Annotated in this window: 22 protein-coding genes and 1 riboswitch; of the genes, 12 read left to right on the forward strand and 10 right to left on the reverse strand. The window is 76.0% G+C overall.

The genetic code is table 11. From position 1 onward, the window contains the following. The 5 genes from ACI79Z_RS15745 to ctaE form a co-directional block, all read right to left on the reverse strand. On the reverse strand, positions 1 to 100 hold a 100-nt coding region (locus tag ACI79Z_RS15745), incomplete at its 3' end, for an EscU/YscU/HrcU family type III secretion system export apparatus switch protein (RefSeq protein WP_456903227.1). A 202-nt stretch (positions 101 to 302) separates the two neighbouring features. Next, complete coding sequence (gene qcrB, locus ACI79Z_RS15750; protein ID WP_456903166.1) at positions 303 to 2,021, reverse strand: cytochrome bc1 complex cytochrome b subunit; 1,719 nt, start codon at positions 2,019 to 2,021, stop codon at positions 303 to 305. Next, complete coding sequence (gene qcrA / locus ACI79Z_RS15755; protein WP_387989240.1) at positions 2,021 to 3,133, reverse strand: cytochrome bc1 complex Rieske iron-sulfur subunit; 1,113 nt, start codon at positions 3,131 to 3,133, stop codon at positions 2,021 to 2,023. Before qcrA ends, qcrB begins: the two co-directional genes overlap by 1 nt. Next, complete coding sequence (gene qcrC, locus ACI79Z_RS15760; protein WP_387989243.1) at positions 3,130 to 4,011, reverse strand: cytochrome bc1 complex diheme cytochrome c subunit; 882 nt, start codon at positions 4,009 to 4,011, stop codon at positions 3,130 to 3,132. Before qcrC ends, qcrA begins: the two co-directional genes overlap by 4 nt. A 7-nt stretch (positions 4,012 to 4,018) precedes the next feature. Beyond that, positions 4,019 to 4,633: an aa3-type cytochrome oxidase subunit III gene (ctaE, locus tag ACI79Z_RS15765; protein WP_456903167.1), complete on the reverse strand. Its 615-nt coding sequence runs from the start codon at positions 4,631 to 4,633 to the stop codon at positions 4,019 to 4,021. A 144-nt stretch (positions 4,634 to 4,777) separates the two neighbouring features. Between ctaE and ACI79Z_RS15770 the strand changes: the two genes are divergently transcribed. Both ACI79Z_RS15770 and trpD read left to right on the forward strand, forming a co-directional pair. After that, positions 4,778 to 5,191, forward strand: a complete 414-nt coding sequence (locus tag ACI79Z_RS15770; RefSeq protein ID WP_387989249.1) for a hypothetical protein — start codon at positions 4,778 to 4,780, stop codon at positions 5,189 to 5,191. Beyond that, complete coding sequence (trpD, locus tag ACI79Z_RS15775; protein WP_456903168.1) at positions 5,188 to 6,246, forward strand: anthranilate phosphoribosyltransferase; 1,059 nt, start codon at positions 5,188 to 5,190, stop codon at positions 6,244 to 6,246. The genes ACI79Z_RS15770 and trpD overlap by 4 nt, the downstream gene beginning before the upstream one ends. Before the next feature lie 21 nt (positions 6,247 to 6,267). Here trpD and ACI79Z_RS15780 read toward each other — a convergent pair whose 3' ends face one another. Together ACI79Z_RS15780 and ACI79Z_RS15785 are read right to left on the reverse strand one after the other, a co-directional pair. After that, positions 6,268 to 6,552: an Lrp/AsnC family transcriptional regulator gene (locus ACI79Z_RS15780; RefSeq protein ID WP_387989255.1), complete on the reverse strand. Its 285-nt coding sequence runs from the start codon at positions 6,550 to 6,552 to the stop codon at positions 6,268 to 6,270. Positions 6,553 to 6,562: 10 nt separating this feature from the next. Beyond that, positions 6,563 to 8,515 (reverse strand): DEDD exonuclease domain-containing protein, encoded by a 1,953-nt coding sequence (locus ACI79Z_RS15785; RefSeq protein WP_456903169.1) that lies wholly within the window; start codon positions 8,513 to 8,515, stop codon positions 6,563 to 6,565. A gap of 165 nt (positions 8,516 to 8,680) precedes the next feature. On the opposite strand from ACI79Z_RS15785, the gene ACI79Z_RS15790 reads away from it, so the two are divergent. From ACI79Z_RS15790 to ACI79Z_RS15810, 5 genes are all read left to right on the forward strand, one after another. Next, the gene (locus tag ACI79Z_RS15790; protein WP_456903170.1) at positions 8,681 to 10,411 is read left to right on the forward strand and encodes a D-alanyl-D-alanine carboxypeptidase family protein; all 1,731 of its coding nucleotides are present in this window, start codon (positions 8,681 to 8,683) and stop codon (positions 10,409 to 10,411) included. A 111-nt stretch (positions 10,412 to 10,522) separates the two neighbouring features. Beyond that, positions 10,523 to 10,810 (forward strand): hypothetical protein, encoded by a 288-nt coding sequence (locus tag ACI79Z_RS15795; protein ID WP_456903171.1) that lies wholly within the window; start codon positions 10,523 to 10,525, stop codon positions 10,808 to 10,810. Between the two features lie 156 nt (positions 10,811 to 10,966). Then, positions 10,967 to 11,146: riboswitch (cyclic di-AMP (ydaO/yuaA leader) on the forward strand. Between the two features lie 16 nt (positions 11,147 to 11,162). Further along, positions 11,163 to 12,353 (forward strand): C40 family peptidase, encoded by a 1,191-nt coding sequence (locus tag ACI79Z_RS15800; protein WP_456903172.1) that lies wholly within the window; start codon positions 11,163 to 11,165, stop codon positions 12,351 to 12,353. A 170-nt stretch (positions 12,354 to 12,523) separates the two neighbouring features. After that, positions 12,524 to 13,849, forward strand: a complete 1,326-nt coding sequence (locus ACI79Z_RS15805) for a M48 family metalloprotease (protein ID WP_387989271.1) — start codon at positions 12,524 to 12,526, stop codon at positions 13,847 to 13,849. Beyond that, the gene (locus ACI79Z_RS15810; protein ID WP_387989274.1) at positions 13,846 to 14,988 is read left to right on the forward strand and encodes a glycosyltransferase family 4 protein; all 1,143 of its coding nucleotides are present in this window, start codon (positions 13,846 to 13,848) and stop codon (positions 14,986 to 14,988) included. Before ACI79Z_RS15805 ends, ACI79Z_RS15810 begins: the two co-directional genes overlap by 4 nt. Before the next feature lie 124 nt (positions 14,989 to 15,112). Here the strand turns inward: ACI79Z_RS15810 and ACI79Z_RS15815 are convergent, their stop codons facing one another. Next, positions 15,113 to 16,912 (reverse strand): AMP-dependent synthetase/ligase, encoded by a 1,800-nt coding sequence (locus ACI79Z_RS15815; RefSeq protein WP_456903173.1) that lies wholly within the window; start codon positions 16,910 to 16,912, stop codon positions 15,113 to 15,115. Positions 16,913 to 17,068: 156 nt separating this feature from the next. On the opposite strand from ACI79Z_RS15815, the gene ACI79Z_RS15820 reads away from it, so the two are divergent. The 4 genes from ACI79Z_RS15820 to ACI79Z_RS15835 are packed head-to-tail and all read left to right on the forward strand — an operon-like array spanning position 17,069 to position 20,032. After that, the gene (locus ACI79Z_RS15820; protein ID WP_387989280.1) at positions 17,069 to 17,500 is read left to right on the forward strand and encodes an SRPBCC family protein; all 432 of its coding nucleotides are present in this window, start codon (positions 17,069 to 17,071) and stop codon (positions 17,498 to 17,500) included. Positions 17,501 to 17,504: 4 nt separating this feature from the next. Continuing rightward, complete coding sequence (locus ACI79Z_RS15825; protein WP_456903174.1) at positions 17,505 to 18,725, forward strand: ArsA family ATPase; 1,221 nt, start codon at positions 17,505 to 17,507, stop codon at positions 18,723 to 18,725. Continuing rightward, positions 18,722 to 19,039, forward strand: coding sequence for a hypothetical protein (locus ACI79Z_RS15830; RefSeq protein ID WP_456903175.1), 318 nt, complete (start codon positions 18,722 to 18,724; stop codon positions 19,037 to 19,039). Before ACI79Z_RS15825 ends, ACI79Z_RS15830 begins: the two co-directional genes overlap by 4 nt. Next, the gene (locus tag ACI79Z_RS15835; protein WP_387989288.1) at positions 19,040 to 20,032 is read left to right on the forward strand and encodes an ROK family glucokinase; all 993 of its coding nucleotides are present in this window, start codon (positions 19,040 to 19,042) and stop codon (positions 20,030 to 20,032) included. It begins immediately after the preceding gene. Here ACI79Z_RS15835 and ACI79Z_RS15840 read toward each other — a convergent pair. After that, positions 20,029 to 20,736 carry a hypothetical protein gene (locus tag ACI79Z_RS15840; protein ID WP_387989291.1) on the reverse strand — a complete coding sequence of 236 codons (708 nt, stop codon included), beginning with the start codon at positions 20,734 to 20,736 and terminating at the stop codon, positions 20,029 to 20,031. The two genes, ACI79Z_RS15835 and ACI79Z_RS15840, sit on opposite strands and share 4 nt — an antisense overlap. Positions 20,737 to 20,879: 143 nt before the next feature. On the opposite strand from ACI79Z_RS15840, the gene ACI79Z_RS15845 reads away from it, so the two are divergent. Next, positions 20,880 to 21,641: a lysophospholipid acyltransferase family protein gene (locus ACI79Z_RS15845; RefSeq protein ID WP_387989294.1), complete on the forward strand. Its 762-nt coding sequence runs from the start codon at positions 20,880 to 20,882 to the stop codon at positions 21,639 to 21,641. Positions 21,642 to 21,702: 61 nt separating this feature from the next. Here ACI79Z_RS15845 and ACI79Z_RS15850 read toward each other — a convergent pair whose 3' ends face one another. Further along, positions 21,703 to 22,278, reverse strand: coding sequence for a TetR/AcrR family transcriptional regulator (locus tag ACI79Z_RS15850; RefSeq protein ID WP_456903176.1), 576 nt, complete (start codon positions 22,276 to 22,278; stop codon positions 21,703 to 21,705). Position 22,279: the final 1 nt, after the last annotated feature.

A 22,279-nucleotide genomic window follows, 5' to 3' on the forward strand; every position in this document is an offset into this window, starting at 1 on the left:
CCAGCTGCATCGACCGGCGCTGGCCCTTCACGTGGGGATCGCCCTCGGACTGCTTGTGCTCCTGCTGGATCTCGTACTTGGTCATCTTCAGCCTGGTCATCGTCTGCTTGCGGTCCCGCCCAGGGCCCTCGTCGCGGCCGACGCCGCCCGGGCTGTCCCGGGACCGTCCTGGTGTCGTGCGGCCAGGGGCGGCTGTGCCCGGGCTCGGCGTGGCCGCCTCGTGTGGGCGCACTCGTGCCCGGAGATGCAGCAGGGCCCCGGTGGAGTGCTCCACCGGGGCCCTGCGTGCGCTGTGCGTCGCGTCAGTCGCGCGGTTCCTGCGGGCGTCCGCCCTCGGAGGGGCGTCCACCCTCGGCCGGCCGACCACCCTCCGCCGGGCGCCCGCCGTCGGCGGGACGGCCGCTGGTGGTGAGCTCGCGGCCCGGCTCGGCCGCGGACAGGCCCCGCTCCTCGCCGCGCTGCTCGAGCTCCACCGCGGTCGGCTCCTCGATCGGCGAGAAGAACCCGCGGATGGCGCGGCGGGCGCCACCGACCTGGTTCATCTTCTTGGGCACCGGAGCACCGCCGTAGGCCAGCTGGCTGTGGCCGTGCGCGTCCACCGGGCCGAGGGGCTGGTGCACCTCGATGAACTCACCGTGCGGCAGCCGGCGGATGACACCGGTCTCGATGCCGTGCTCGAGGACCTCGCGGTCGTGCTGCTGCAGACCGAGGCAGATCCGGTAGGTGAGCACGTACGCGATCGGCGGCAGGACGATCAGGCCGATGCGGCCGATCCAGGTCATCGCGTTGAGGCTGATCTGGAACTTGTCGGCGATGACGTCGTTCGCACCCGACAGCAGCAGCACCACGTAGAAGGCGATCGCCATCATGCCGAGCGAGGTGCGCACGGGCACGTCGCGCGGGCGCTGGAGCAGGTGGTGCGAGGCGGTGTCGCCGGTCAGCTTCCGCTCCAGCATCGGGTAGGCGAGCAGGAGCGTGAAGATGATGCCGGGGAGCACGACCGTCGGCCAGAACAGCGCCGGGATGTTGTAGTTGCCCGGCAGGTAGATGTCCCAGGCCGGGAACAGGCGGGTCGAGCCGTCGAGGAACATGACGTACCAGTCGGGCTGCGACGCCGAGGACACCTGCGCCGGGTTGTACGGGCCCCACAGCCACACCGGGTTGATCTGCACGAGGCCACCGAGGGCTGCGCAGACACCGAAGACCACCAGCAGCAGACCGGTCGCCTTGCCGGCGAAGGTCGGGAACAGCCGGTTGCCGACCACGTTGTGCTCGGTGCGGCCCGGGCCGGGGAACTGGGTGTGCTTCTGCTTGACCAGGATCAGCAGGTGCACGGCGATCAGCGCCAGGATGATCGCCGGGATGAGCAGCACGTGGGCGATGTAGAGCCGCCCGACGATCAGCTCGCCGACGTAGTCACCGCCGAAGACCGCCCAGTGGACCCAGGTGCCCACGACCGGGATCGACAGGATGATCGCCGACATGATCCGCAGGCCGGTGCCCGAGAGCAGGTCGTCCGGCATCGAGTAGCCGGCGAAGCCCTCGAAGATGCCGAGGATCAGCAGGGCGACACCGATGAGCCAGTTGGTCTCGCGCGGCCGGCGGAAGGCGCCGGTGAAGAAGATCCGCAGCATGTGGCAGACGATCGCGGCCATGAACAGCAGCGCCGCCCAGTGGTGGATCTGCCGCATGAGCAGGCCGCCGCGGACGTCGAAGGAGATGTCCAGCGTCGAGGCGTAGGCGATCGACATGTGCACGCCGCGCAGCGGCGCGTACGAGCCGTCGTAGGTGACCTCGGTCATCGAGGCCTGGAAGAAGAACGTCAGGTACGTGCCGGTGAGCAGCAGGATGATGAACGAGTAGAGCGCGATCTCCCCGAGCAGGAACGACCAGTGGTCGGGGAAGACCTTGTTCAGCGTCCGGCGGGTCCAGCCGGCGACGATCAGACGGTCGTCGACCTCGAGAGCGGCCTTGCCGATGCGGGTGGTGGGCGCTCCCGGCGCGGTGGCGGTGCGAGCCATCAGATGCGCTCCCGGTTCCAGTAGGTGGGACCCACGGCTTCAATGTAGTCGCTGCGCGCGACGAAGAATCCCTCGTCGTCGACCGTGATGGGCAGCTGCGGGAGCGAGCGGGTGGCGGGCCCGAAGACCGGCTTGGCGCCCTGCGTGACGTCGAACTGCGACTGGTGGCACGGGCAGAGGATCCGGCTGGTCTCCTGCTCGTACAGCGACACCGGGCAGCCGGCGTGCGTGCAGATCTTGGAGTAGGCGACGTAGTCGCCGTAGCCGAAGTCCTCCTGGCCCTGCCGCGGGACCGACTCCTCCTGCTGCGAGGGGCGCAGCCGGATGAGCATCGTGGCGGCGTCGGACAGCCGGTTCCCGCCGGGGACGGCCGGGAAGACGGTCTCCAGGGAGCCGGGCACCTGGTCACCGGGCCGGATCGGGGTGCCGTCGTCGCGGACGAGGCGGACGCCCTCGGCCCACTCGGTGGTGCCCAGCGGGTTGCCCCGGTTCGGGTTCTTGATGAGGCCGCCCAGCGGGGCGATCAGCATCAGGCCCAGGCCGCCGCCCATGAACAGGAGGCTGCGGGTGAGGAGCTTGCGCCGCTTCAGGCCGCTGTTGTGCAGCCCGCCGACGAGGGTGGCGCCGGTGGTGACGCGGTCGAAGTGCGAGCCGTCGTGCTTGTCCTGCACCGCCGTCTCGTGCGGCAGCAGCTTCTTCGTGTAGAGCACCAGGCCCACGCCGAAGAAGGTGAACGCCAGGCCCATGAGGGCGCCGAGCAGCGGGGTGTAGAGCGTGCTGAAGGTGCTGCTGCCCAGCTCCCACTGCCAGTCGGGCAGGAACCAGCCGGCGCCGGCGTAGACGACGACGAAGGCGAACGCCGACAGCCCGGCGAGGCCGAACATCAGGCCGACCTGGCGGACGGCGCGCCGCTCGATCGCCGACCCCGGCTCGGGGCCCGGCTCGACGTGCAGGATCTGCACGCCGTCGTACCGGGCGCCGAGGCGGTCGAGCTCCTCGCGGGGGAGTGCCGCGAGCTGCTCGGGGGTGTAGTCGTCGTCCGGGCCGCCGTGCAGCGGGCCCGGGGTGTCCGCCCCGCCGGTCGAGCCGGGGCGGGTGTCGTGCGTGGTCACGCCTTGCTCCCCATCCAGAAGATCCCGAACATCAGCGCGGAGATCGCGACGGTCCAGATGACCAGGCCCTCGCTGACCGGGCCGATGCGGCCGATGCCCGCGCCACCCGGGTCGGGCATGTCGGTGATCGTCTGCACGTAGTTGATGATCGCCCGCTTCTCCTCGGGGGTGATCTGGTTGTCCCCGAAGACCGGCATGTTCTCGGGGCCGGTCAGCATGGCGGTGTAGATCTCGAGGTCGTTGGAGTCCTCGAGGCTGGGCGCGTACTTGCCGGACGAGAGCGCGCCGCCCTGGCCGACGAAGTTGTGGCACTGCGAGCAGTTGAGCCGGAACAGCTCACCGCCGGCGGCCAGGTCGCCGTCGCGCAGGTCCCCGGAGGGGAGGGTCGGGCCGCCGCCGTTGGCCTGGACGTAGGCCATCAGCTGGTCGATCTCCTCGTCGGAGAAGACGGCCGGCTTGTCGGGGCCCTGCTCCGCCTGGCGCACCAGCGGCATGCGGCCGGTGTGCACCTGGAAGTAGACGGCGGCCTCGCCGACGCCGATGAGCGACGGGCCGCGGTTGGGCACGCCCTCGAGGTTCTCGCCGTGGCAGCTGATGCAGCTGCGCTCGTACAGCTCGCGGCCGGCGGCCTCGGCGCTGGACTCGCTGCCCTCGTCGGCGGCCTGGGCGCCCGGGGCGAGGGTCGAGTAGAGCGCGCCGGTCAGGACCAGCCCGGCCATGAGCGCGGCGACGTTGCCGATGCGGCGGCGCTGCTTGGAGCGGCGGCGGGCGCGGGCGGCGGCGGCCGGGGTCCCCTCGGCCGGACGGCGGCGCGACCAGCGCGACCGCCGCGGCTCCTCGTCGGGCAGGGTGTCGGACTGCGGGTTCGTGGTGGACACCGGTTCCCTAGCGGATCAGGTAGATCGTGGCGAAGAGCCCGACCCACACGACGTCGACGAAGTGCCAGTAGTAGGAGACCACGATCGCCGAGGTCGCCTGTGCCGGCGTGAAGCGGCCCATGGTGGACCGGATGAGCACGTAGACGAAGGCCACGAGGCCGCCGATGACGTGCAGGGCGTGGAAGCCGGTCGTCAGGTAGAAGACCGAGCCGTAGGTGCTGCTCGAGATGGTGGTCGCGTGGTCGGTGACGAGCACCCGGTACTCGTTCGCCTGGCCCAGCACGAAGACCAGCCCCATGACGAAGGTGATCGTGAACCACCGGCGCAGGCCGTAGACGTTGCCGCTCTCGGCCGCGAACACGCCGATCTGGCAGGTGACCGAGGAGGCCACCAGGATCAGGGTGAAGACCAGCGCGTACGGCAGGTTCAGTTCGGTGGGTTCCGGGGGCCAGCCCTCGGTCGAGCGCGCCCGCGCGGTGAAGTACATGGCGAACAGCCCGGCGAAGAACATCAGCTCGCTGGAGAGCCAGATGATCGTGCCGACGCTGACCATGTTCGGTCGGGTCAGGGAGTGCACCCGCGAGGTGTCGAAGGTGCTGCTCGCCACGGGGGCCGTTGTCACGCCGCCCATCATGGCATCGGCCGCCGACGTGCACAGACCGTGGGTGGCACGGCGTGGCCGCGCCGTGACCGGCCCGAGACCGTCCCCCGGACGGGGGTCCGCGTCGACCCGGACGGGAGCCGCGCGGGCACTAGGCTGCCGGGCGTGAGCGACGCGCCGGCCACCGTCCTGGTCTACAGCTCCCGGCCCGAGGTCCGCGAGGCCGTCCGGACCGCCGTCGGCCGCCGGCCGGCGCCCGACGTCGGGCCGCTGACCTGGATCGAGTGCGCCACCGGCGAGGACGTGGTCGACACCGTCGACGGCGGCGGCGTGGACCTGTGCATCCTCGACGGCGAGGCGCAGCCGACCGGCGGCCTGGCACTGGCCCGGCAGCTGACCGTCGAGGTCGCCGACCGGCCGGCCCTGTGCGTGCTGATCGCCCGCCAGCCCGACCGCTGGCTGGCCCACTGGTCGCAGGCCGACGCCACGCTCGCGTTCCCGGTCGACCCGCTGGTCGCCCCCGAGGTCGTCGCCGGCCTGCTGCGCGCGCACGCGGGCCGCCGTCCCGTCTCGCGGTGAGCGCGGGCACCACCGCCGGGCCGACGTGGCCCGGCCTGCTGACGCGCCTGCTGGCCGGCCAGGACCTCACCGCCGCGGACACGGCCTGGGCGATGCGCGAGGTGATGTCCGGCGAGGCGACGCCGGCGCAGGTGGCCGGCTTCGCGGTCGCCCTGCGCGCGAAGGGCGAGGCGCCGGAGGAGGTCGCGGGGCTCGCCGCGACGATGCTGGAGCGCGCGACGCCGGTCGAGGTGCCGGTCCCGACCGTCGACGTCGTCGGCACCGGCGGCGACGGCGCGCACACGGTGAACATCTCGACGATGGCCGCCGTCGTCACCGCGGCCGCGGGGGTGCCGGTGGCCAAGCACGGCAACCGCGCCGCGTCGTCGTCCTCGGGGGCCGCCGACGTGCTGGAGGCGCTGGGCGTCGTCATCGACCTGCCGGCCCCGGCCGTCGCCCGCTGCGTGCAGGAGGCCGGCATCGGGTTCTTCTTCGCGCCGGTGTTCCACCCCAGCTTCCGGCACACCGCGGCGCCGCGGCGGGAGCTGGGCATCGGGACCGTCTTCAACTTCCTCGGGCCGCTGACCAACCCGGCGCGGCCGGTGGCCGCCGCGATCGGCTGCGCCGACCCGCGGATGGCGCCGGTCCTCGCCGAGGTGGTCGCCGGCCGCGGCGCCCGTGCGCTGGTCTTCCGCGGCGACGACGGGCTGGACGAGCTGACCACCGCGACGACGTCGAGCGTGTGGGTGGCCCGCGACGGCGCGGTGGTGCCCGGGCGCGTGGACCCGGCCGCCCTGGGCATCGCCCCGGCGGGGCCGGACGCGCTGCGCGGCGGTGACCCGGCGCACAACGCGGCGGTCTTCCGGCGGGTGCTCGACGGCGAGCGGGGACCGGTGCGCGACGCCGTCCTGCTCAACGCCGCCGCGGCGCTGGCCGCCTTCGACGAGCGCGGCGGCGAGCTCGGGGACCTGCTCGGCGCGGGGATCGAGCGGGCCGCCGCCGCGGTCGACGACGGCCGGGCCGCCGCGCTGCTGGACCGGTGGGTGGCCGTCAGCCGCGAGGCCGCCGGCCGCTGAGGCCGGTCACTCGCCCTCGAGTCACTGGTTCTCGAGGCCCAGGGAGAACGCCGCCTCCAGGTCGTGCCGCGAGTAGGCGCGGAAGGCGATGTGCGTCTCGGTCTCCAGCACGCCGGGCACCTTGTTGACGCGCCCGGCGATCACCTCGGCCACCTGGTCGAACTCGCGGACCCGCACGATCGCGATCAGGTCGACCTCCCCGGCGGTCGAGTAGACCTCGCTCACGCCGTCGAGGTCGGCGATCGCCGCCGCCACCTCGGGGATCGCGTCGGTGGCCGCGTCGATCATCACGATGGCGGTGATCACGCCCCGGATGCTAGTTGAAGGACCCTCCTGCCCCCCACGCCTCGCTCCGCTCGGCGCGGGCCCCTGCGGGAGGGCCGTTCCAGGACGTCACCGGGCCGCCGGGCGCCGGACCCGCGGCGGCCGGACCCTCGGGGGAGACGCGCTCGGGGCGGGTGCGGGTGCCCAGCTGCCGGCCGTCGTGGAAGGGGTCGCGCAGTGCCCGGCCGGCCTCCACCCGGGCGAGGAACCCGCTGAGCCCGCCGGTGCCCGGGGCGGCGCAGGCGAGCGTGCCGGTGACCTCGACCAGCCGGGTGCCGGGCTTCTCCATCCACCGCATGACCAGCTCGGTCTCGTCGACGGTGGCGGCCAGCCCGCCGTCGTCGGGGGTGGTCTCGGCGGTGGCGCGCAGGACGGCGAGGGTGTCGCGGACCGACGTCCCGCGCGGCGCGCACCCGGCCGCGACCAGCCGGCCCCGCCGGACGACCGACAGCGCCCACCCGCCGGCGCCGTCGGGCCGGGCGATGACCACCTCCGGGACGGCGGCCAGCGACTCCAGCCGCTGCCGCCGGCGCACCGCACGCACGAGGACCGCGACCCGGTCGCGCAGCACCCCGGCGTCCTCGAACCGCTGGGCGGCCGACAGCCGGTCGACCCGGTCCAGCAGCGGCGCGACCAGGGCGCTCGGGTCGCCGGCCACCGCCGCGCGCAGCACCGCGGCGACCGCGGCGTACTCCTCGACCGACTGGTGGCCCCCGCACGGGCCGCCGCAGCGCCCCATGCCGAACAGCGCGCAGGTGCTCGTGCGCACCCGCGGGGACAGCCGGGCGGTGCACTGCCGCAGCGGGAGCGCCTCGTGGATGGCGGCGGTGGCCATCTCCGCGGCCCGCCGGTCGGCGAACGGGCCGAGGAAGAGCCCCGCGTCGGGGCGGACCCGCCGCACGGTCGACAGCCGGGGGAAGGGCTCCTCGGTGAGCCGCAGCCACAGCGCGCGCTCGGGGAAGCGGGAGCGGCGGTTGTAGCGCGGCTTGTGCTGGGCGATCAGCCGCAGCTCCCGGACGGCGGCCTCGAGGTCGTGCGCGCACGGGACGGCCTCGACGCGCTGGGCCAGCGCCACCATCTCGGTCATCCGGCTGCGCTGTTCCCCGGAGGAGAAGTAGCTGCGGACGCGGGTGCGCAGGTCGTTCGACGTCCCGACGTACAGCGGCTCCTCGCGCGGCCCGCGGAAGACGTAGACGCCCGGGCCGGACGGGACGCCGTCGGCCAGGTGGCGCTTCCCCCTGCGGACGGGGTCGACCTGGCGGGTGAGCCCGTGCAGCTCCTCCAGCGACGTCACCCCGAGCGGGCCGAGTCGTTCGAACAGGCCGTGGAGGACGTCGACGGTCGCCCGGGCGTCGTCGAGGGCCCGGTGGCAGGGCGAGGTGGAGGCGGAGAAGTAGGGCGCCAGGGTGGCGAGCTTGCAGTTGGGCACCTCGTCGCGGGAGAGCAGCCGCCGCGCGAGGACCGCGGTGTCGACCGAGGCGGCCGCGGGCCACGGCGTGCCGGTCTGCTCGCAGGCCGCCTTCAGGAACCCCAGGTCGAAGGGGGCGTTGTGCGCCACGAGGACGGCGCCGCGGGCGAACTCCAGGAAGGCCGGCAGCACGGCGTCGATCCGCGGGGCGGTGGCGACCATCGCCGTGGTGATCCCGGTGAGCACGCTGATGTAGGGCGGGACCTCGCAGCCGGGGTCGACCAGCGTCTGGAACTCCCCGAGCACCTCGCCGCCGCGCACCTTGACCGCCCCGATCTCGGTGATCGCGCTGTCCTTCGGCGACCCGCCGGTGGTCTCCAGGTCGACGACGACGAAGGTGACGCCGGCCAGTGGCGTGCCGAGGTCGTCGATGCTCGCCTGGACGTAGGGGGTGCGGGGGAGCGGCCGCGCGCCGTGGGCGGGTGCCTGCTCGTGGCGCGGCACCGAGGAGCCCGTGCCGCTGGCGGGGAAGAGCACGGCGGGACGGTAGGCCGGGGGTCGGACAGTCCCGGGGACGCGCGCCCGGGGGAGACCTCGCCCGACCGGGGGACCGGCGGGGCGCGTCGCGCTTGCGGCAGCGGCTCCACGGAGATGACGATCCCCGGGCGGACCGGCGGGGTCCGGAACTGCAGAGGTGGTCCGATGCGCGCGCGTTCCCTGGGGCGCACCCGGCGGGGCGTGGTGTCCGTGCTGGTCACGACGGTGGTGGCCGTCCTGCTCGCCGCCCCGGCGGCCGCCGCGCCCAGCGACCAGCCCGGCGGGACCAGCGGGGTCCTCGACAGCGAGGCGCTGGACCGGCTGCAGCGGCGCGCCGCCGAGGTCCAGGCCGACCTGCAGCAGCGGCAGACGGAGGTGGCCGCCGCCCGGCAGCAGCTGGCCGACGCGCAGGCCGACGTCGACGCCGCCCGCGCCACGGTCGACGCCGCCGAGGGCGAGCTGGCGCAGCACCGGTCGGTGGTGGCGCGGTACGCGTCGGCGGTCTACCGCGACGGCGGCGCGCTGACCCCGCTGACCGTGCTGCTCACCGGCGGCGACCCGGCCGACGTCGTCGCGGCGCTGGGCTACCTGGAGGCCGTCGACGCGCACACCACCGAGGTGGTCGGTGCCGCCGAGCAGCAGCGGCGGACCGCGGTCGACCGGCAGACCTCCGCCGACGCCGTCCTCGCCGAGGCGCGGCAGCGGGCCGACCGGCTGGCCGCGGAGGTGGCCGAGCTGGAGGCCTCCGCCGACGCGGTCACCGCGGAGCTCGACGTCGCTCTCGGCGACGTCGACCGGCAGCTGTCGGACCTGCAGCGCCAGCAGGTCGACGTCAACACCCAGACGGCGGCCAACTGGCGGGCCTACCTCGGCCAGCTGCGCGAGGCCGGGGTGACCGCGCCGCCGGCGGCCGAGCTGCTCGACCCGGTCCGGGGCCTGCCCGCGGGGCTCACGCCGATCGGCGCGGCCGCCGGCGGCGCGCAGCGCGGCGCCGCGCAGCTGCCGCGCCGGCCGGTGTCGCTGCTCGTGCTGCCCGCCGAGACGCTGGCCGCGGTCACCGCGGCCATGGACGCCCTGGGCCGGCCCTACGCGCCGGGGACGGCCGGCCCGGACTCCTGGGACTGCGGCTCGCTGGTCTCCACCGTCTACCGCGACGCGGGCATCGACCTGCCCGCCGACCAGGCCGGCCTGTTCGCGGTCACCACGCCCGTCGACCCGGCCGACGTCCTGCCCGGCGACCTGGTCTTCCTCGGGACCCCTGAGGCGGGCCTGGGGCACGTCGGCATCGCGCTGGACGCGCAGACCGTGCTCGCCGCCGACGCGCGGGCCGGCGCCGTCGTCGTCCGCCGGCTGCCGGCCGACCAGGTGGTCCACGTCGGGCGGCCGAGCCTCGGCCCGCGGCCGGAGGTGCCCGCCCCCGGTCCGGTCGGCGGAGCCCTGCGGGTCGAGTGCGGCAACACCGTCTACCCGCCGAGCTTCGACGGCGCCCGGGCCTGGGGCGGCTACCCCAACGGCCTCATCCCGCCGAGCGCGCTGTGCCCGATCGGGGTGGGCGGCCACTCGCTGCGCTGCGACGCCGCGGCGGCCTGGCGGGCGATGAGCGCGGCGTTCGCGTCGGCGTTCGGGCAGCCGATCTGCATCACCGACTCCTACCGCACCTACGCCGGCCAGGTCCGCCTGTACGGGGAGAAGCCGGCGCTGGCCGCGGTCCCGGGCACCAGCAACCACGGCTGGGGGCTGGCGGTCGACCTGTGCGGCGGCATCGACGGCTTCGGCACGCCGCAGTACGCGTGGATGGTCGCCAACGCCGGCCGGTTCGGGTGGCTGCACCCGACCTGGGCCGACCCGGGCAACGGCCGCGAGGAGCCCTGGCACTGGGAGTACGCGGGCGGCTGAGCCGGGACTGTCGGTGGCCGTCCCTAGCGTGCTGGTCGACCGACAGGGAGACCCGTCCCGACCGCGGCCCGGCACCGGGCGGCGCGGCCGGGGCACCGGAGGGACACGGCCATGCTCATCGACTGCGACTCGTGCACCGCGCGCGGCGCCGGCTGCGCCGACTGCGTCGTCACCGCCCTGCTGGGCGCCCCGCCCGCGGAGCGGGACACCGGCCCCGTGCTGCTGCCGGTGCCCCCCGTCCCGGCGGCCCGGACGGCGGACGGCGCACTGCCGCGCCCGGGCGTGGTCGTGGAGCTCGACGACGTCGAGCGGCGGGCCGTGCGGGCGCTGGCCGAGGGCGGCCTGGTGCCGCCCCTGCGGCACCGGCCGTCGCGGGACGGGCGCCGGCGCACGGGCTGACCGGCGCGGACACCCGATCAGGTACGCACCGGAGTGGCGCGGCTGCTGACCGTGTGTGTCCTCACAGTTCCCGCACCCCCCGTTTGTCACAACTGCATCACGTCCGTACTGTGGCGCCGTCCGGCCGGGTGGTCGTCACCCGACGCAGGGTGACCTCGGCCGACACCGCCGAGTCACCGGACGCCCTCCCGGAGGTGCGCGAGGTGAGCCGGGGACCCACCGCAGCACTGGGGTGAGTTCTCGCGCGCGCCGGTCCCGACCGGGGCGCGGAGATAGGGCACGTCTTCCCAGCCCGAACCCGTCAGCTAACTCGGTAGGCGGTTGCTGAGGAAGAAACGGAGAGCCGCCGCCCGTGGCGACCCCCCGCCCTGCCCTGGGGCATGCACGCGAGAAGTCCACACCCACCACCCGGATCGCCGGCCCGCACCGCCCGTCGCAGGCCCGCCGCCTCGGCCGGGTCACCCTGGTCGGCACCACCGCCGCGCTGACCCTCACCCTGCTGTCCGGCACCGCGGCCGCCGACCCCGAGCGGGCCGGCACCCCGGAGCAGGCCGCCCAGCTCGCCGCCGAGGCCGGTCACCGGCTCGAGGTCGTCACCGAGCAGGTCAACGAGGCCCGCGAGGTCCTCGCCCAGCAGCAGGCCGCCGCCGACGAGGCCGACCGGGCCGCCGCCGAGGCGCAGGACCGGCTGCAGGACCTCGACGGCCGGATCCGCGAGGTGGCCCGCAGCGCCTACACCGCCGGCAACGGCGACGGCTTCGCCGGGCTCGACCTGCTGATGACCAGCGACTCGGCCGAGGACTTCGTCGCCTCGCTGGCCACCCTCGGCCAGATCGCCGACCACACCACCTCGGTCCTCGACCAGGTGAACGAGGCGGCCGCCGCCGCCCGGCAGGCGCAGGCCGACGCCGAGGCCGCCGAGACCGAGGCGCAGCGCACCCTCGACGACCTGAGCGCCCAGGAGGCGCAGCTCCAGGGCGACATCGCGGAATACCAGGCGCAGTTCGCCGCGCTCACCGAGGCGCAGCGGCAGGCGGCGCTCGCCGCGCAGGAGGCCGGCCTGGCCGCCGGCGCGCAGGCCGGGCCCGGCGCCGACGGCGGCGCGGGTGGGGAGAGCGCGCCGGCCACCGCGGGCACGCGGGCCGCGGCCCCCGCTCCGGCCCCGGCGCCGTCGGCGGGCAGCGGCGGCAGCGGTGCCGCGCAGACCGCGGTGCAGACGGCGCTGGCCCAGGTGGGCGACCCCTACGTGTGGGGCGCCGGCGGGCCGAACGCCTTCGACTGCTCGGGCCTGACCCAGTACGCCTACGCCGCGGCCGGCATCAGCCTCCCGCACTCCAGCAGCATGCAGTCGCGCATGGGCACCGCCGTCTCGCGGGCGGACCTGCAGCCGGGTGACCTGATCTTCTACTACAGCCCGGTCAGCCACGTCTCGATGTACATCGGCAACGGCCAGATGGTGCACGCCTCCACGTCGGGGCAGCCGGTGAAGGTCGTGTCGGTCGACTCGATGGGCGGCATCACCGCCATGCGCCGCATCGCCTGACGGAGGACCTCCCCGCCCCCACCGCTCGCGAGCTCCCGGCGGGCCCCTGCAGGGAGGCCGTTCCAGCACGTCGCGAGGCCGAGGGCCGGTGACCCGGACGGGTCGCCGGCCCTCGGCGTCCGCCGGGGGAGCGCACGGTGCGGCACCGGCGCGCGCCTAGGATCGGCCGGGTGGGCAGGGCGGGCGGGACGAGCACCCGCCCCGGCCCCGAGGCCACCCGGCCAGACCGCACCGGCTCCCGCCGGGCCGCGCTGCTGGTCGCGCTCGTGCTCGGCGCGGCGCTCGTCCTCGTCATCGCGCTCCGGACGCCCTGGACGCCGCTGCCCACCCCGCCCGGCGGCGCCTCCCCGGTCACCGACGACGCCGGGCTGCCCGCCGAGGTCGTCCGCCGCGCCGAGGCCCTCGCCGCCGACATCCGTCCCGCGTCGCTGACCAACCTGGTGCTCGGGCTCGCGGTCTCGGCGCTGCTCGGCCTCACCCGCCTGGGCAGCCGCCTGGTCACCGCGGTCGGCCGGGCGGGAGGCCGCCGCTGGCCGCTCACCGTGCTGCTCGGCACGGTCACGCTGGTCGTCGTCGGCCGGCTGGCGACGCTGCCGATCTCCGCCTACGGCGAGGTCGTGCGGCACCGCTACGGGCTGTCCACGCGCTCCTGGCCGCTGTGGCTGCGCGACGTCGCGGTCTCCACCGCCATCGACGCCGGGCTCACCGCCCTGGGCCTGCTGGTGCTCGTCGCGCTGGCCCGCCGCGCCCCCCGCGCCTGGTGGGCGTGGGCGGCCGGCGGCGCGGCCGCGCTGGTCGTCGTCGGCTCCTTCCTCTACCCGGTGGTCATCGAGCCCGCGTTCAACAGCTTCACGCCGCTGCCGGCCGGCGAGCTGCGCACCGACCTGCTCCGGCTGGCCGAGGAGAGCGGCTCCCCGGTCGAGGACGTCCTGGTCGCCGACGCGTCCCGGCGGACGACGTCGCTCAACGCCTACGTGTCCGGGTTCGGCTCGACCCGCCGGGTGGTGCTCTACGACACCCTGCTGGCCGACGTCCCCCCGGACGAGATCGAGTCGATCGTCGCCCACGAGCTCGGGCACGTGGCCACCGACGACGTCCTGACCGGCACGCTCATCGGGGCGCTCGGCGCGGCCGCCGCCGTCGCCCTGCTCGGCTGGCTCCTGACCTGGGCGCCGCTGCTGCGCCGCGCCGGCGCGGACTCGGCGGGCGACCCGCGCGTGGTGCCGCTGGTGCTGCTCCTCGTCGCGGTGGGGTCCCTCGTGTCGACGCCGGTGCAGAACCTCGTCTCCCGGCACGTCGAGGCCCGGGCGGACCTGGCCGCGCTCGACCTCACCCGGGACGCCGCCGCCTTCATCGAGATGCAGCGCCGGCTGGCCGAGACCAACGTCTCCGACCCGAGCCCGCCGGCGCCGTGGCAGTGGTTCTTCGGCTCCCACCCGACGGCGGCCGAGCGGGTCGCGATGGCCGAGGACTGGCTGCGGCGGGGCGACCGGTGAGCGACCGCGGCCGCACGCTCGTCGTCACCAACGACTTCCCGCCGCGGCAGGGCGGCATCCAGACCTTCGTCGCGGCGCTGCTCGAGCGCCGCCCGCCGGACTCCCTCGTCGTGCTGGCCTCCCGCTCACCGGGCTGGGAGGCGTACGACGCGCGGCTGCCCTACCGGGTGGTCCGGCAGCGGACGGCGGTGCTGCTGCCCACGCCGGCGACCGCCCGGGCCGCGACGGCCCTGGCCGCCGAGCACGGCTGCGACACCGCCTTCTTCGGCGCGGCCGCGCCGCTGGGCCTTCTGGCGCCCACCCTCCGCGACGCCGGGGTGCGGCACCTGGTCGGCGCCACCCACGGGCACGAGACCGGCTGGGTGGCGCTGCCCGGCGCCCGCCGGCTCATGCGCCGCATCGCCAGCGGCCTGGACGTGCTGACCTACATCAGCGAGTACACCCGCAGCCGCCTGGAGCCGGCGCTCGGCGGGTGCACCCGGCTGGCGCAGCTGTCGCCCGGGGTCGACGTCGACCGGTTCACCCCCGCGGTCGACGGCACCGCGGTGCGGCGGCGGCACGGGCTGGGGGAGTCGCCGGTCGTCGTCTGCGTGTCCCGGCTGGTGCCGCGCAAGGGGCAGGACGTGCTCGTGGCCGCCTGGCCGCAGGTCCTCGCGCGGCACCCGGGCGCGCGGCTCCTGCTGGTCGGCGGCGGCCCGGACGAGGCCCGGCTGCACCGCGCGGTGGCCGACCGGCGGCTCGGCGACTCGGTGGTGCTCACCGGCCCGGTGACCCCGGACCGGCTGCCCGAGCACTACGCGGCGGGGGACGTGTTCGCCATGCCCTGCCGCACCCGCCGCGGCGGCCTGGACGTCGAGGGCCTGGGCATGGTCTACCTGGAGGCCGCCGCCGTCGGGCTGCCCGTCGTCGCGGGCACCTCGGGCGGGGCGCCGGAGGCGGTGCGCGACGGCGAGACCGGCACGGTCGTCCCCGACCCGCGCTCCCCGGACGCGGTCGCCGCCGCGGTCACCGCGCTGCTCGACGACCCGGCCCGGGCGCGGGCCATGGGCACCGCCGGGCGGGCGTGGGTGGAGCGGCGCTGGTCGTGGACGACGATCGCCGCGCAGTTCGCCGGGCTCCTGGAGCCCCGCGACGACTGAGCCCCGCGACGACCGGGCCCCGCGACGACCGAGCCCCGCGACGACCGAGCCCCGCGACGACCGGGCCCCGCGACGACCGAGCCCCGCCCCACGCAGCGGCGGGACGGGGCTCGGTCGGTCCGGTTCAGCTGTTGTAGAGGGCCTCGACCTCCTGGTCGAACTCCTTCACGACCACCGCGCGCTTGAGCTTCAGGCTCGGCGTCAGCATCCCGTTGTCCTCGGTGAAGTCCGTGGCGAGGACGCGGTACTTCTTGATCGCCTCGGCCTGGGACACCGCCCTGTTGGCGTCGGCGACGGCGGCGTCGATCTCGGCCCTGACCTCGGGGTCGTCGACGAGCGCGGAGGCCGGGGTGTCGGCCGGCTTGCCCTTGCTCTCCAGCCAGGCGGGCAGGGCCTCGGCGTCCAGGGTGATGAGCGCCGCGATGAACGGCCGCTGGTCGCCGACGACGATGCACTGGCTGACCAGCCGGTGGGCGCGCAGCCGGTCCTCGAGCACCGCGGGGGCGACGTTCTTGCCGCCGGCGGTCACCAGGATCTCCTTCTTGCGGCCGGTGATCCGGGTGAAGCCGTCGGCGTCGATCTCGCCGATGTCCCCGGAGTGGAACCAGCCGTCGGGGTCGATCGCCTCGGCGGTGGCCTGCTCGTTCCTCCAGTAGCCGCGCATGACGACGCCGCCGCGGATGAGGATCTCGCCGTCGTCGGCGATCCGGAACGAGACGCCGGGCAGCGGGCGGCCGACCGTGCCGATCCGCAGTGCGCGGTCGTGGTTGACCGAGGCGGCGGCGGTGGTCTCGGTGAGGCCGTAGCCCTCGTAGACGGTGACGCCGGCGCCGCGGAAGAAGTGGCCGAGCCGCTCGCCGAGCGGGGCGCCGCCGGAGATGGCGCCGAGGCAGCGGCCGCCGAGAGCGGCGCGCAGCTTGCTGTACACCAGCCGGTCGAACACCGCGTGCTGGACGCGCAGGCCGAGGCTCGCGCCGCCGGTGTCCTGGGCGCGGGACCAGGCGATGGCCACCTGGGCGGCCCGGTCGAAGATCCTCCCCTTGACCGGGCTGTCCGCCTCGGCCTTGGCCTTGGCCTGGTTGAAGACCTTCTCGAACACGCGCGGGACGGCCAGGACGAACGTCGGCCTGAACCCGCCGAGGTCCTCGACCAGGTTCTTCACGTCCGGCGTGTGGCCGATGACGGTGCGGGTCTTCACCGCGCCGACCTGCATGACGCGGGCCAGCACGTGCGCCAGGGGGATGAACAGCAGCAGCGAGCCCTGCACGTTCATGAACCGGTCGAGCAGGCTCATGCCGTTGCCGACCTCGAACAGGAAGTTGCCGTGGGTGAGCTCGCAGCCCTTGGGGCGGCCGGTGGTGCCCGAGGTGTAGATGAGCGTCGCCAGGCTGTCGGCGTTCAGCGTCGCGCGGCGGGCCTCGAGCTCGCTGTCGGGGACGGCCTCACCGGCGGCGGTGAGCGTGCCGACGGCGTCGTCCTCGATGACGTACAGCGGGCCGAGGTCGGGGGCCTGGTCGCGCACCGAGTCGACGGCGGTGGCGTGCTCGGCCTTCTCGACGATCGCGGCGACCGCGCCGGAGTCGGAGAGGATCCAGGCGACCTGGTCGGGGCTGGAGGTCTCGTACACCGGGACGGTGACCGCGCCGGCCGTCCAGATGGCGAAGTCGATGACGGTCCACTCGTAGCGGGTCTTGGCCTGCAGCGCGACCCGGTCGCCGGGCTGCACGCCCGCGGCGACCAGCCCCTTCGCGACGCCGGCCACCTGCTCACCGAACTCCCGCCAGGTGACGTCGACCCAGCGGCCGTCCCGCTGCCTGCGCAGGCCGACCTCGTCGCCGTGCTCGGCGACGTTCTCCGCCAGCATGTCGGTGAGCGCCTCCGAGGCACCCACCTCGGTCGTCGCCGGGACGCTGTACTCGCGCACGCTCCGTCCTCTCCTCCCCGTGCGGCCGGGGCGCCGCTGCCCGCGGTCCCCGCGCGGGACACGTCCCGCCGAATCTACCGGCTGGGGCTACCGGTGAGTAGCCGTGCCCGGTCCACCCACCCTGCGTCTTCCGGGTGAACGGCTAGCCTCAGGCGCATGGCGGAGCAGTCCACCCAGTCGATCGTCGTCTCCGCGCCGGCGGCCGAGGTGATGGCCGTGATCGCCGACTTCGAGGCGTATCCGCAGTGGGTCAAGGCGGCCCGGACCGTCGAGGTGCAGGAGCGCGGGCCCGACGGCCGCGCCCGCCGCGTCCGGTTCGTCATCGACGCGACCGTCCTCACCGACGAGTACGTCCTCGACTACGCCTGGGACGACGACCGGCAGGTCTCCTGGACCCTGGTCACCAGCAAGATCATGAAGCGGCAGGACGGCTCGTACACGCTGCGCGAGACCGGTGGCGGCACCGAGGTGACCTACCGGCTCGCCGTGGACATCGGTGTCCCCATGCTCGGGATGATGAAGCGCCGCGCGGAGAAGGTCATCCTCGACACCGCGCTCAAGGAGCTCAAGAAGCGCGTCGAGGGCTGAGCCCGTGCGCACGCTGCTCCTCACCGGCCCCGGCGGGGCCGGCACGACCACCCTCGCCGCCGCGGCCGCGGTGCGCGCCGCCCGGGACGGGCGCCGGGTGGTGCTGGTGACCCGCCAGCCGGTCCCCGACGGGACGGCGGCGGCGGGCGTCGAGGTGGTCGTCGCCGAGCCGCAGGCCGGGCTCGAGGCGCTGTGGGCCGAGCGGGTGGCGGGCCCGGCGTCGGCGGTGCCCGACCTCGAGCTGCCGCCCGCGACCTCGGTGGTGCCGCTGCCCGGCGCCGGCGAGCTCGGCGTCCTCGCCGCGCTCGGCCGGGTGCGGCCGGACACCGACCTCGTCGTCCTCGACGCCGGGCCCCTGCCCGCCGCCACGGGGCTGGTCGCCCTGCCCGGCGCGCTGCGGTGGTGGCTGCAGCAGGTGCTGACCACCCGCGTGCGGGTGCTCGCCGCCGTCCGCACCGCCGCCGTCCGCGCCGGCACGGTGCGCCGCGGCGCCGCCGACCTCGCCCTCGACGCGGTGCCCGACCTCGAGGCGCTGCTCGACCGGCTGCGCCTGACCGACCCCGCCGCCACCGCGGTCTGGCTGGTGGGCCGGCCGCGGCCCTCCGCCGTCGCCGCGCTGCGGACCGCGACCACCGCCCTGGCCGTGCACGGACAGCGCCCGGTGGGCGTGCTCGCCCGCCGGCTACCCGCGGCCGGGCCGGCGGACTGGGCGGTCGCCCGGGCCGCCGAGGAGGAGGCCGCGCTCGCCGGGCTGGCCGGGATCGCGCCGGTGCGGGACGTCGCCGAGGCCCCGGTCGAGCCGGCCGGCGCCGAGGCGCTCGCCGCGCTGCTGCCCGACCTGCCCGACCCGCCCGGGCCCGCGGGCGACCCCGCCCCGCCGGTGCCCGCACCGGAGCGCGTGGACGGCGGGTGGCGGCTGACGCTCCCGCTGCCCTTCGCCGAGCGCGCCGGGGTGCGGCTCACCCGCTGGGACGACGACCTGGTGGTCACCGCCGCCGGCACCCGCCGCTCGCTCCGCCTGGACCCCCTGCTGCGCCGGTGCGTGGTCACCTCGGGCACCCTGGCCGACCCGGGCACCGCCGCCGCGCGGCTGGAGGTCGGCTTCGCCGCCGACCCGCAGCAGTGGCCGGCCGACCTGCTGGCGGCCGTCGGGGCGGACGGTGCGGAGGGAGCACCGTCGAGCGGTGCGGCGGACGGCCCGGCGGACGACAGGGGGACACGGTGAGCGAGGGAGCCGACTGGCTCGATCAGGCGCGGCGGCTGGCCGCCGGGCTGGGACAGGCCTGGGCCGAGACCGGCGCCGCCGCGGAGGGGGAGACGCCCGGGCACGAGCCGGGCGGGGACTGCCGCTGGTGCCCGCTGTGCCGGGCGGCCGCCGTCGCCCGCCGGCCGGACGTCAGCGAGGCGCTCGCCGACCTGCTGACCAGTGCCGCGGGCGCCCTGCGGTCGGGAGCCGCCCCGTCGGCGCCGCCCGCGCCGGAGCCGGCCCCGACGCCGGAGCCGGAGCCGGCGCAGGTCCAGCACATCGAGCTCGGCTGAGTGGCCGGCGACCGCACCGGTCCCGCCGCCCTGCCCGCGCTCGGCGTCGACGTCGGCGGGACCAAGGTGGCCGGCGGCGTCGTCGCGCCGGACGGGACGGTGCTGGACACCGCCCGCCGCTCGACGCCGACCGCGTCGGTGACCGAGACCGAGGCCGCGATCGCCGGGGTGGTCGAGGAGCTCGCCGTCCGGCACGGCGGCCCGCTGGCGGCGGTCGGCGTCGGCGCGGCCGGCTGGTTCGACCGCACCGGCGACGTCGTGCTGTTCAGCCCGCACCTGGCCTGGCGGCACACCGCCCTGCGCCGCGACCTCGCCGCCCGCCTGCAGCGGCCGCTGTGGGTGGGCAACGACGCCGACGCCGCCGCGTGGGCCGAGTACCGCTTCGGCGCCGCGCGGGGGGCCGAGCTGGCCCTGTGCATCACCCTCGGCACCGGCATCGGCGGCGGGATCGTCGCCGGCGGCCGGCTGCAGCGCGGCGCGCACGGGGTGGCGGGGGAGTGGGGGCACATGCGGGTGGTCCCCGACGGGCGGCTGTGCGCCTGCGGCAACCGCGGCTGCTGGGAGCAGTACGCCAGCGGCAGCGCCCTGGCGACCACCGCCCGCGAGGTGGCCACCCGCTCGCCGGCCGCGGCGGCCCGGCTGCTCGACCGCGTCGACGGCGACCCGGCGCAGCTGAGCGGCGAGGATGTGGCCCGCGCCGCGGCCGACGGCGACCCGGTGGCGCTCAGCCTGGTGAGCGACGTCGGGGAGTGGCTCGGCCAGGGCATCGCCGACCTGGCCAGCGTCCTCGACCCGGACGTCGTCGTCATCGGCGGCGGGGTGAGCGTGCTCGGCGACATGGTGCTCGACCCGGCGCGCGAGCGGCTCGGGCGCGCGCTGCCCGGACGCGGCTTCCGGCCCGGCCCGCGGGTGGTCGCCGCGGCGCTCGGCGCCTCGGCCGGCCTGGTCGGCGCGGCGGACCTCGCTCGCGCGGCGGTCTGCGCCGGGCTCTAGACGACGGCCCCGTCGTCGCCGTCGTCGTCGCGGTCGCGCATCCGGGACAGCGCCAGGGCGGCGCTGCCGACCAGGGCCGCGACGCCGAGCACCAGGCCGGTCTCGGTCCTCAGGCCCAGCACGCCCGGCGCGCCGACCAGCACCACGCCGGCCGCGGCGAGCAGCACCGCGTAGAGGGTCGACGGCGAGGGCATCGGCACCGGCGGGGCCGGCGGGGGCTCGTAGTGCTCCTCGGCGAGCGGGTCGTCCTCGTCGTCGTCGGCCGGCGGCGCGGCGGGCCGGACGACGGCGGGCTCCGCGGGGTCGGCGTCCTCGACGACGGTGCGCCCGTGCTCGGCCTCGTAGGCGGCGACGATGCGCGCCCACTCGGCGTCCTCGTCGAGGTCGCGCCGCAGCGGGCGCCGCTCGGCCGCGGGACCGCCGGCGGGGGCGTGGTCGTCGGCGTGCCGCTCGACCAGGGACCGGCCCTCGCCCAGGCGGGTGCGGTCGACGAACAGCCGGTCGGCCGGCGGGCTGGGGAGGAAGACGGTGCGGGTGTAGGGCCCGACGTCGGCGGCCGGCTCCAGGTAGGCGGCGATGCCGGCGTCGCGCAGCACGTCGAGCAGGTGCTCGCCCACGCGCGGGTCGACGTCGCGCAGCGGCGCCCAGAGCGCGGCGTCCAGGCCGTTGTCGCGGCGGCCCCGCCCGCGCCGCGGCCCCGTCACGCCGCGGCTCCCCGGGGGAGCGGCCGGTCAGCAGCCACGGTGGTCCTCCTCCGGGGTCGGGCGCGGGTGCGGCCGGGACGACGCGCGGAGCCGATTGTCGCCGGGGCACCCGGATCCCTAGTCTGGCAGTTCGACAGGGAGGCGTGTTGTTCTACTGGTTCCTCAAGTTCGTGGCCATCGGGCCGGTCGTGAAGCTCGTGTTCCGCCCGCGGGCCGAGGGGCGCGAGCACGTCCCGGCCGACGGCGCCGCGATCCTGGCCAGCAACCACCTCTCGGCCTCGGACTGGATCTTCATGCCGCTGTCGCTGCGGCGCCGGGTCACCTTCCTGGCCAAGCAGGAGTACTTCACCGGCACCGGCGTCAAGGGGTGGCTGCAGCGGGCCTTCTTCTCCGGCGCGGGGCAGGTGCCCATCGACCGCTCCAGCGCCACGGCCGCCGAGGACGCGATCCGCACCGGCCTCCGGATGCTGCGGGAGGGCCGGCTGCTGGGCATCTACCCCGAGGGCACCCGCTCGCCCGACGGCCGCCTGTACCGCGGCAAGGTCGGCGTGGCGCGGATGGCGCTGGAGACCGGCGTGCCGGTCGTCCCGGTGGCGATGGTCTACCGGCCGCGGCGGATGCCGTTCGGCAGGAAGCTGGTCCGCGTGTGCGTGCGCTTCGGCGAGCCGCTGGACTTCTCCCGCTACGAGGGCCTGGCCGGCGACCGCTTCGTCGAGCGGTCCATCACCGACGAGATCATGTACGAGATCATGACGATGTCGGGCCAGGAGTACGTCGACGTCTACGGCGCCACCGTCAAGAAGTCGATGCAGGCCACCGGCGCCAGCGCCTCCGACGTCGTCGGGCGGCTGCAGCCGCCGGCCGGCGAGGCAGGCGACCGGGCGCCGGACACCCTCGCCGGCTGAAGGACCCCGCACGCCTCGCAGGCGCAGGCGGAGGGCCCCGAGGAGTGGCCGTCCCAGCAGGTCACCTCCGGAGCAGTCGCTCCAGCAGGTCGGTGAGCAGGGCCAGCAGCTCCTCGCGGCTGGTCGCGGGCTCGCGCACCCACTGGTGCACGAGGTCCTCGGTGAAGGCGAACCACGAGCGCACCAGCTGCCGGCGCAGCGGGTCCTCGAGCCCGCCGAGCGCGCCGATGCCGAGGTCGACCAGCGCCTCGCGGGTCTCCTCGTAGACCTCGGCCACCCACGGGTCGCCGCCGGCCGCGCCGCGGACGAACGCCAGGTGCGACTCCCGGTAGGTCTCCACCCAGCCGACGTAGCGGTCGAGCATCCACGCCGGGCGCTCCGCGGCCGGCAGGTCCGCCGGCGGGGTGAGGTGGGCGCGCAGCAGGTCGGCCGCCGCGCGCGTCACGGCCTGGTAGTACTCCCGCTTGGACGGGAAGTAGTGGAACAGCAGGCTGCGGCTGATGCCGGCCCGCCGGGCCACCTCGTCGATGGTCATCTCCTGCACCGGCGTGGTGGGCAGCAGCTGCAGGCCGATGCCGACCAGCTGCTCCCGCCGGTCGGCGGCCGACCGGCGGGAGCGCGCGGGGGGAGACGACACC

The organism is Geodermatophilus sp. SYSU D00663 (assembly GCF_054050655.1).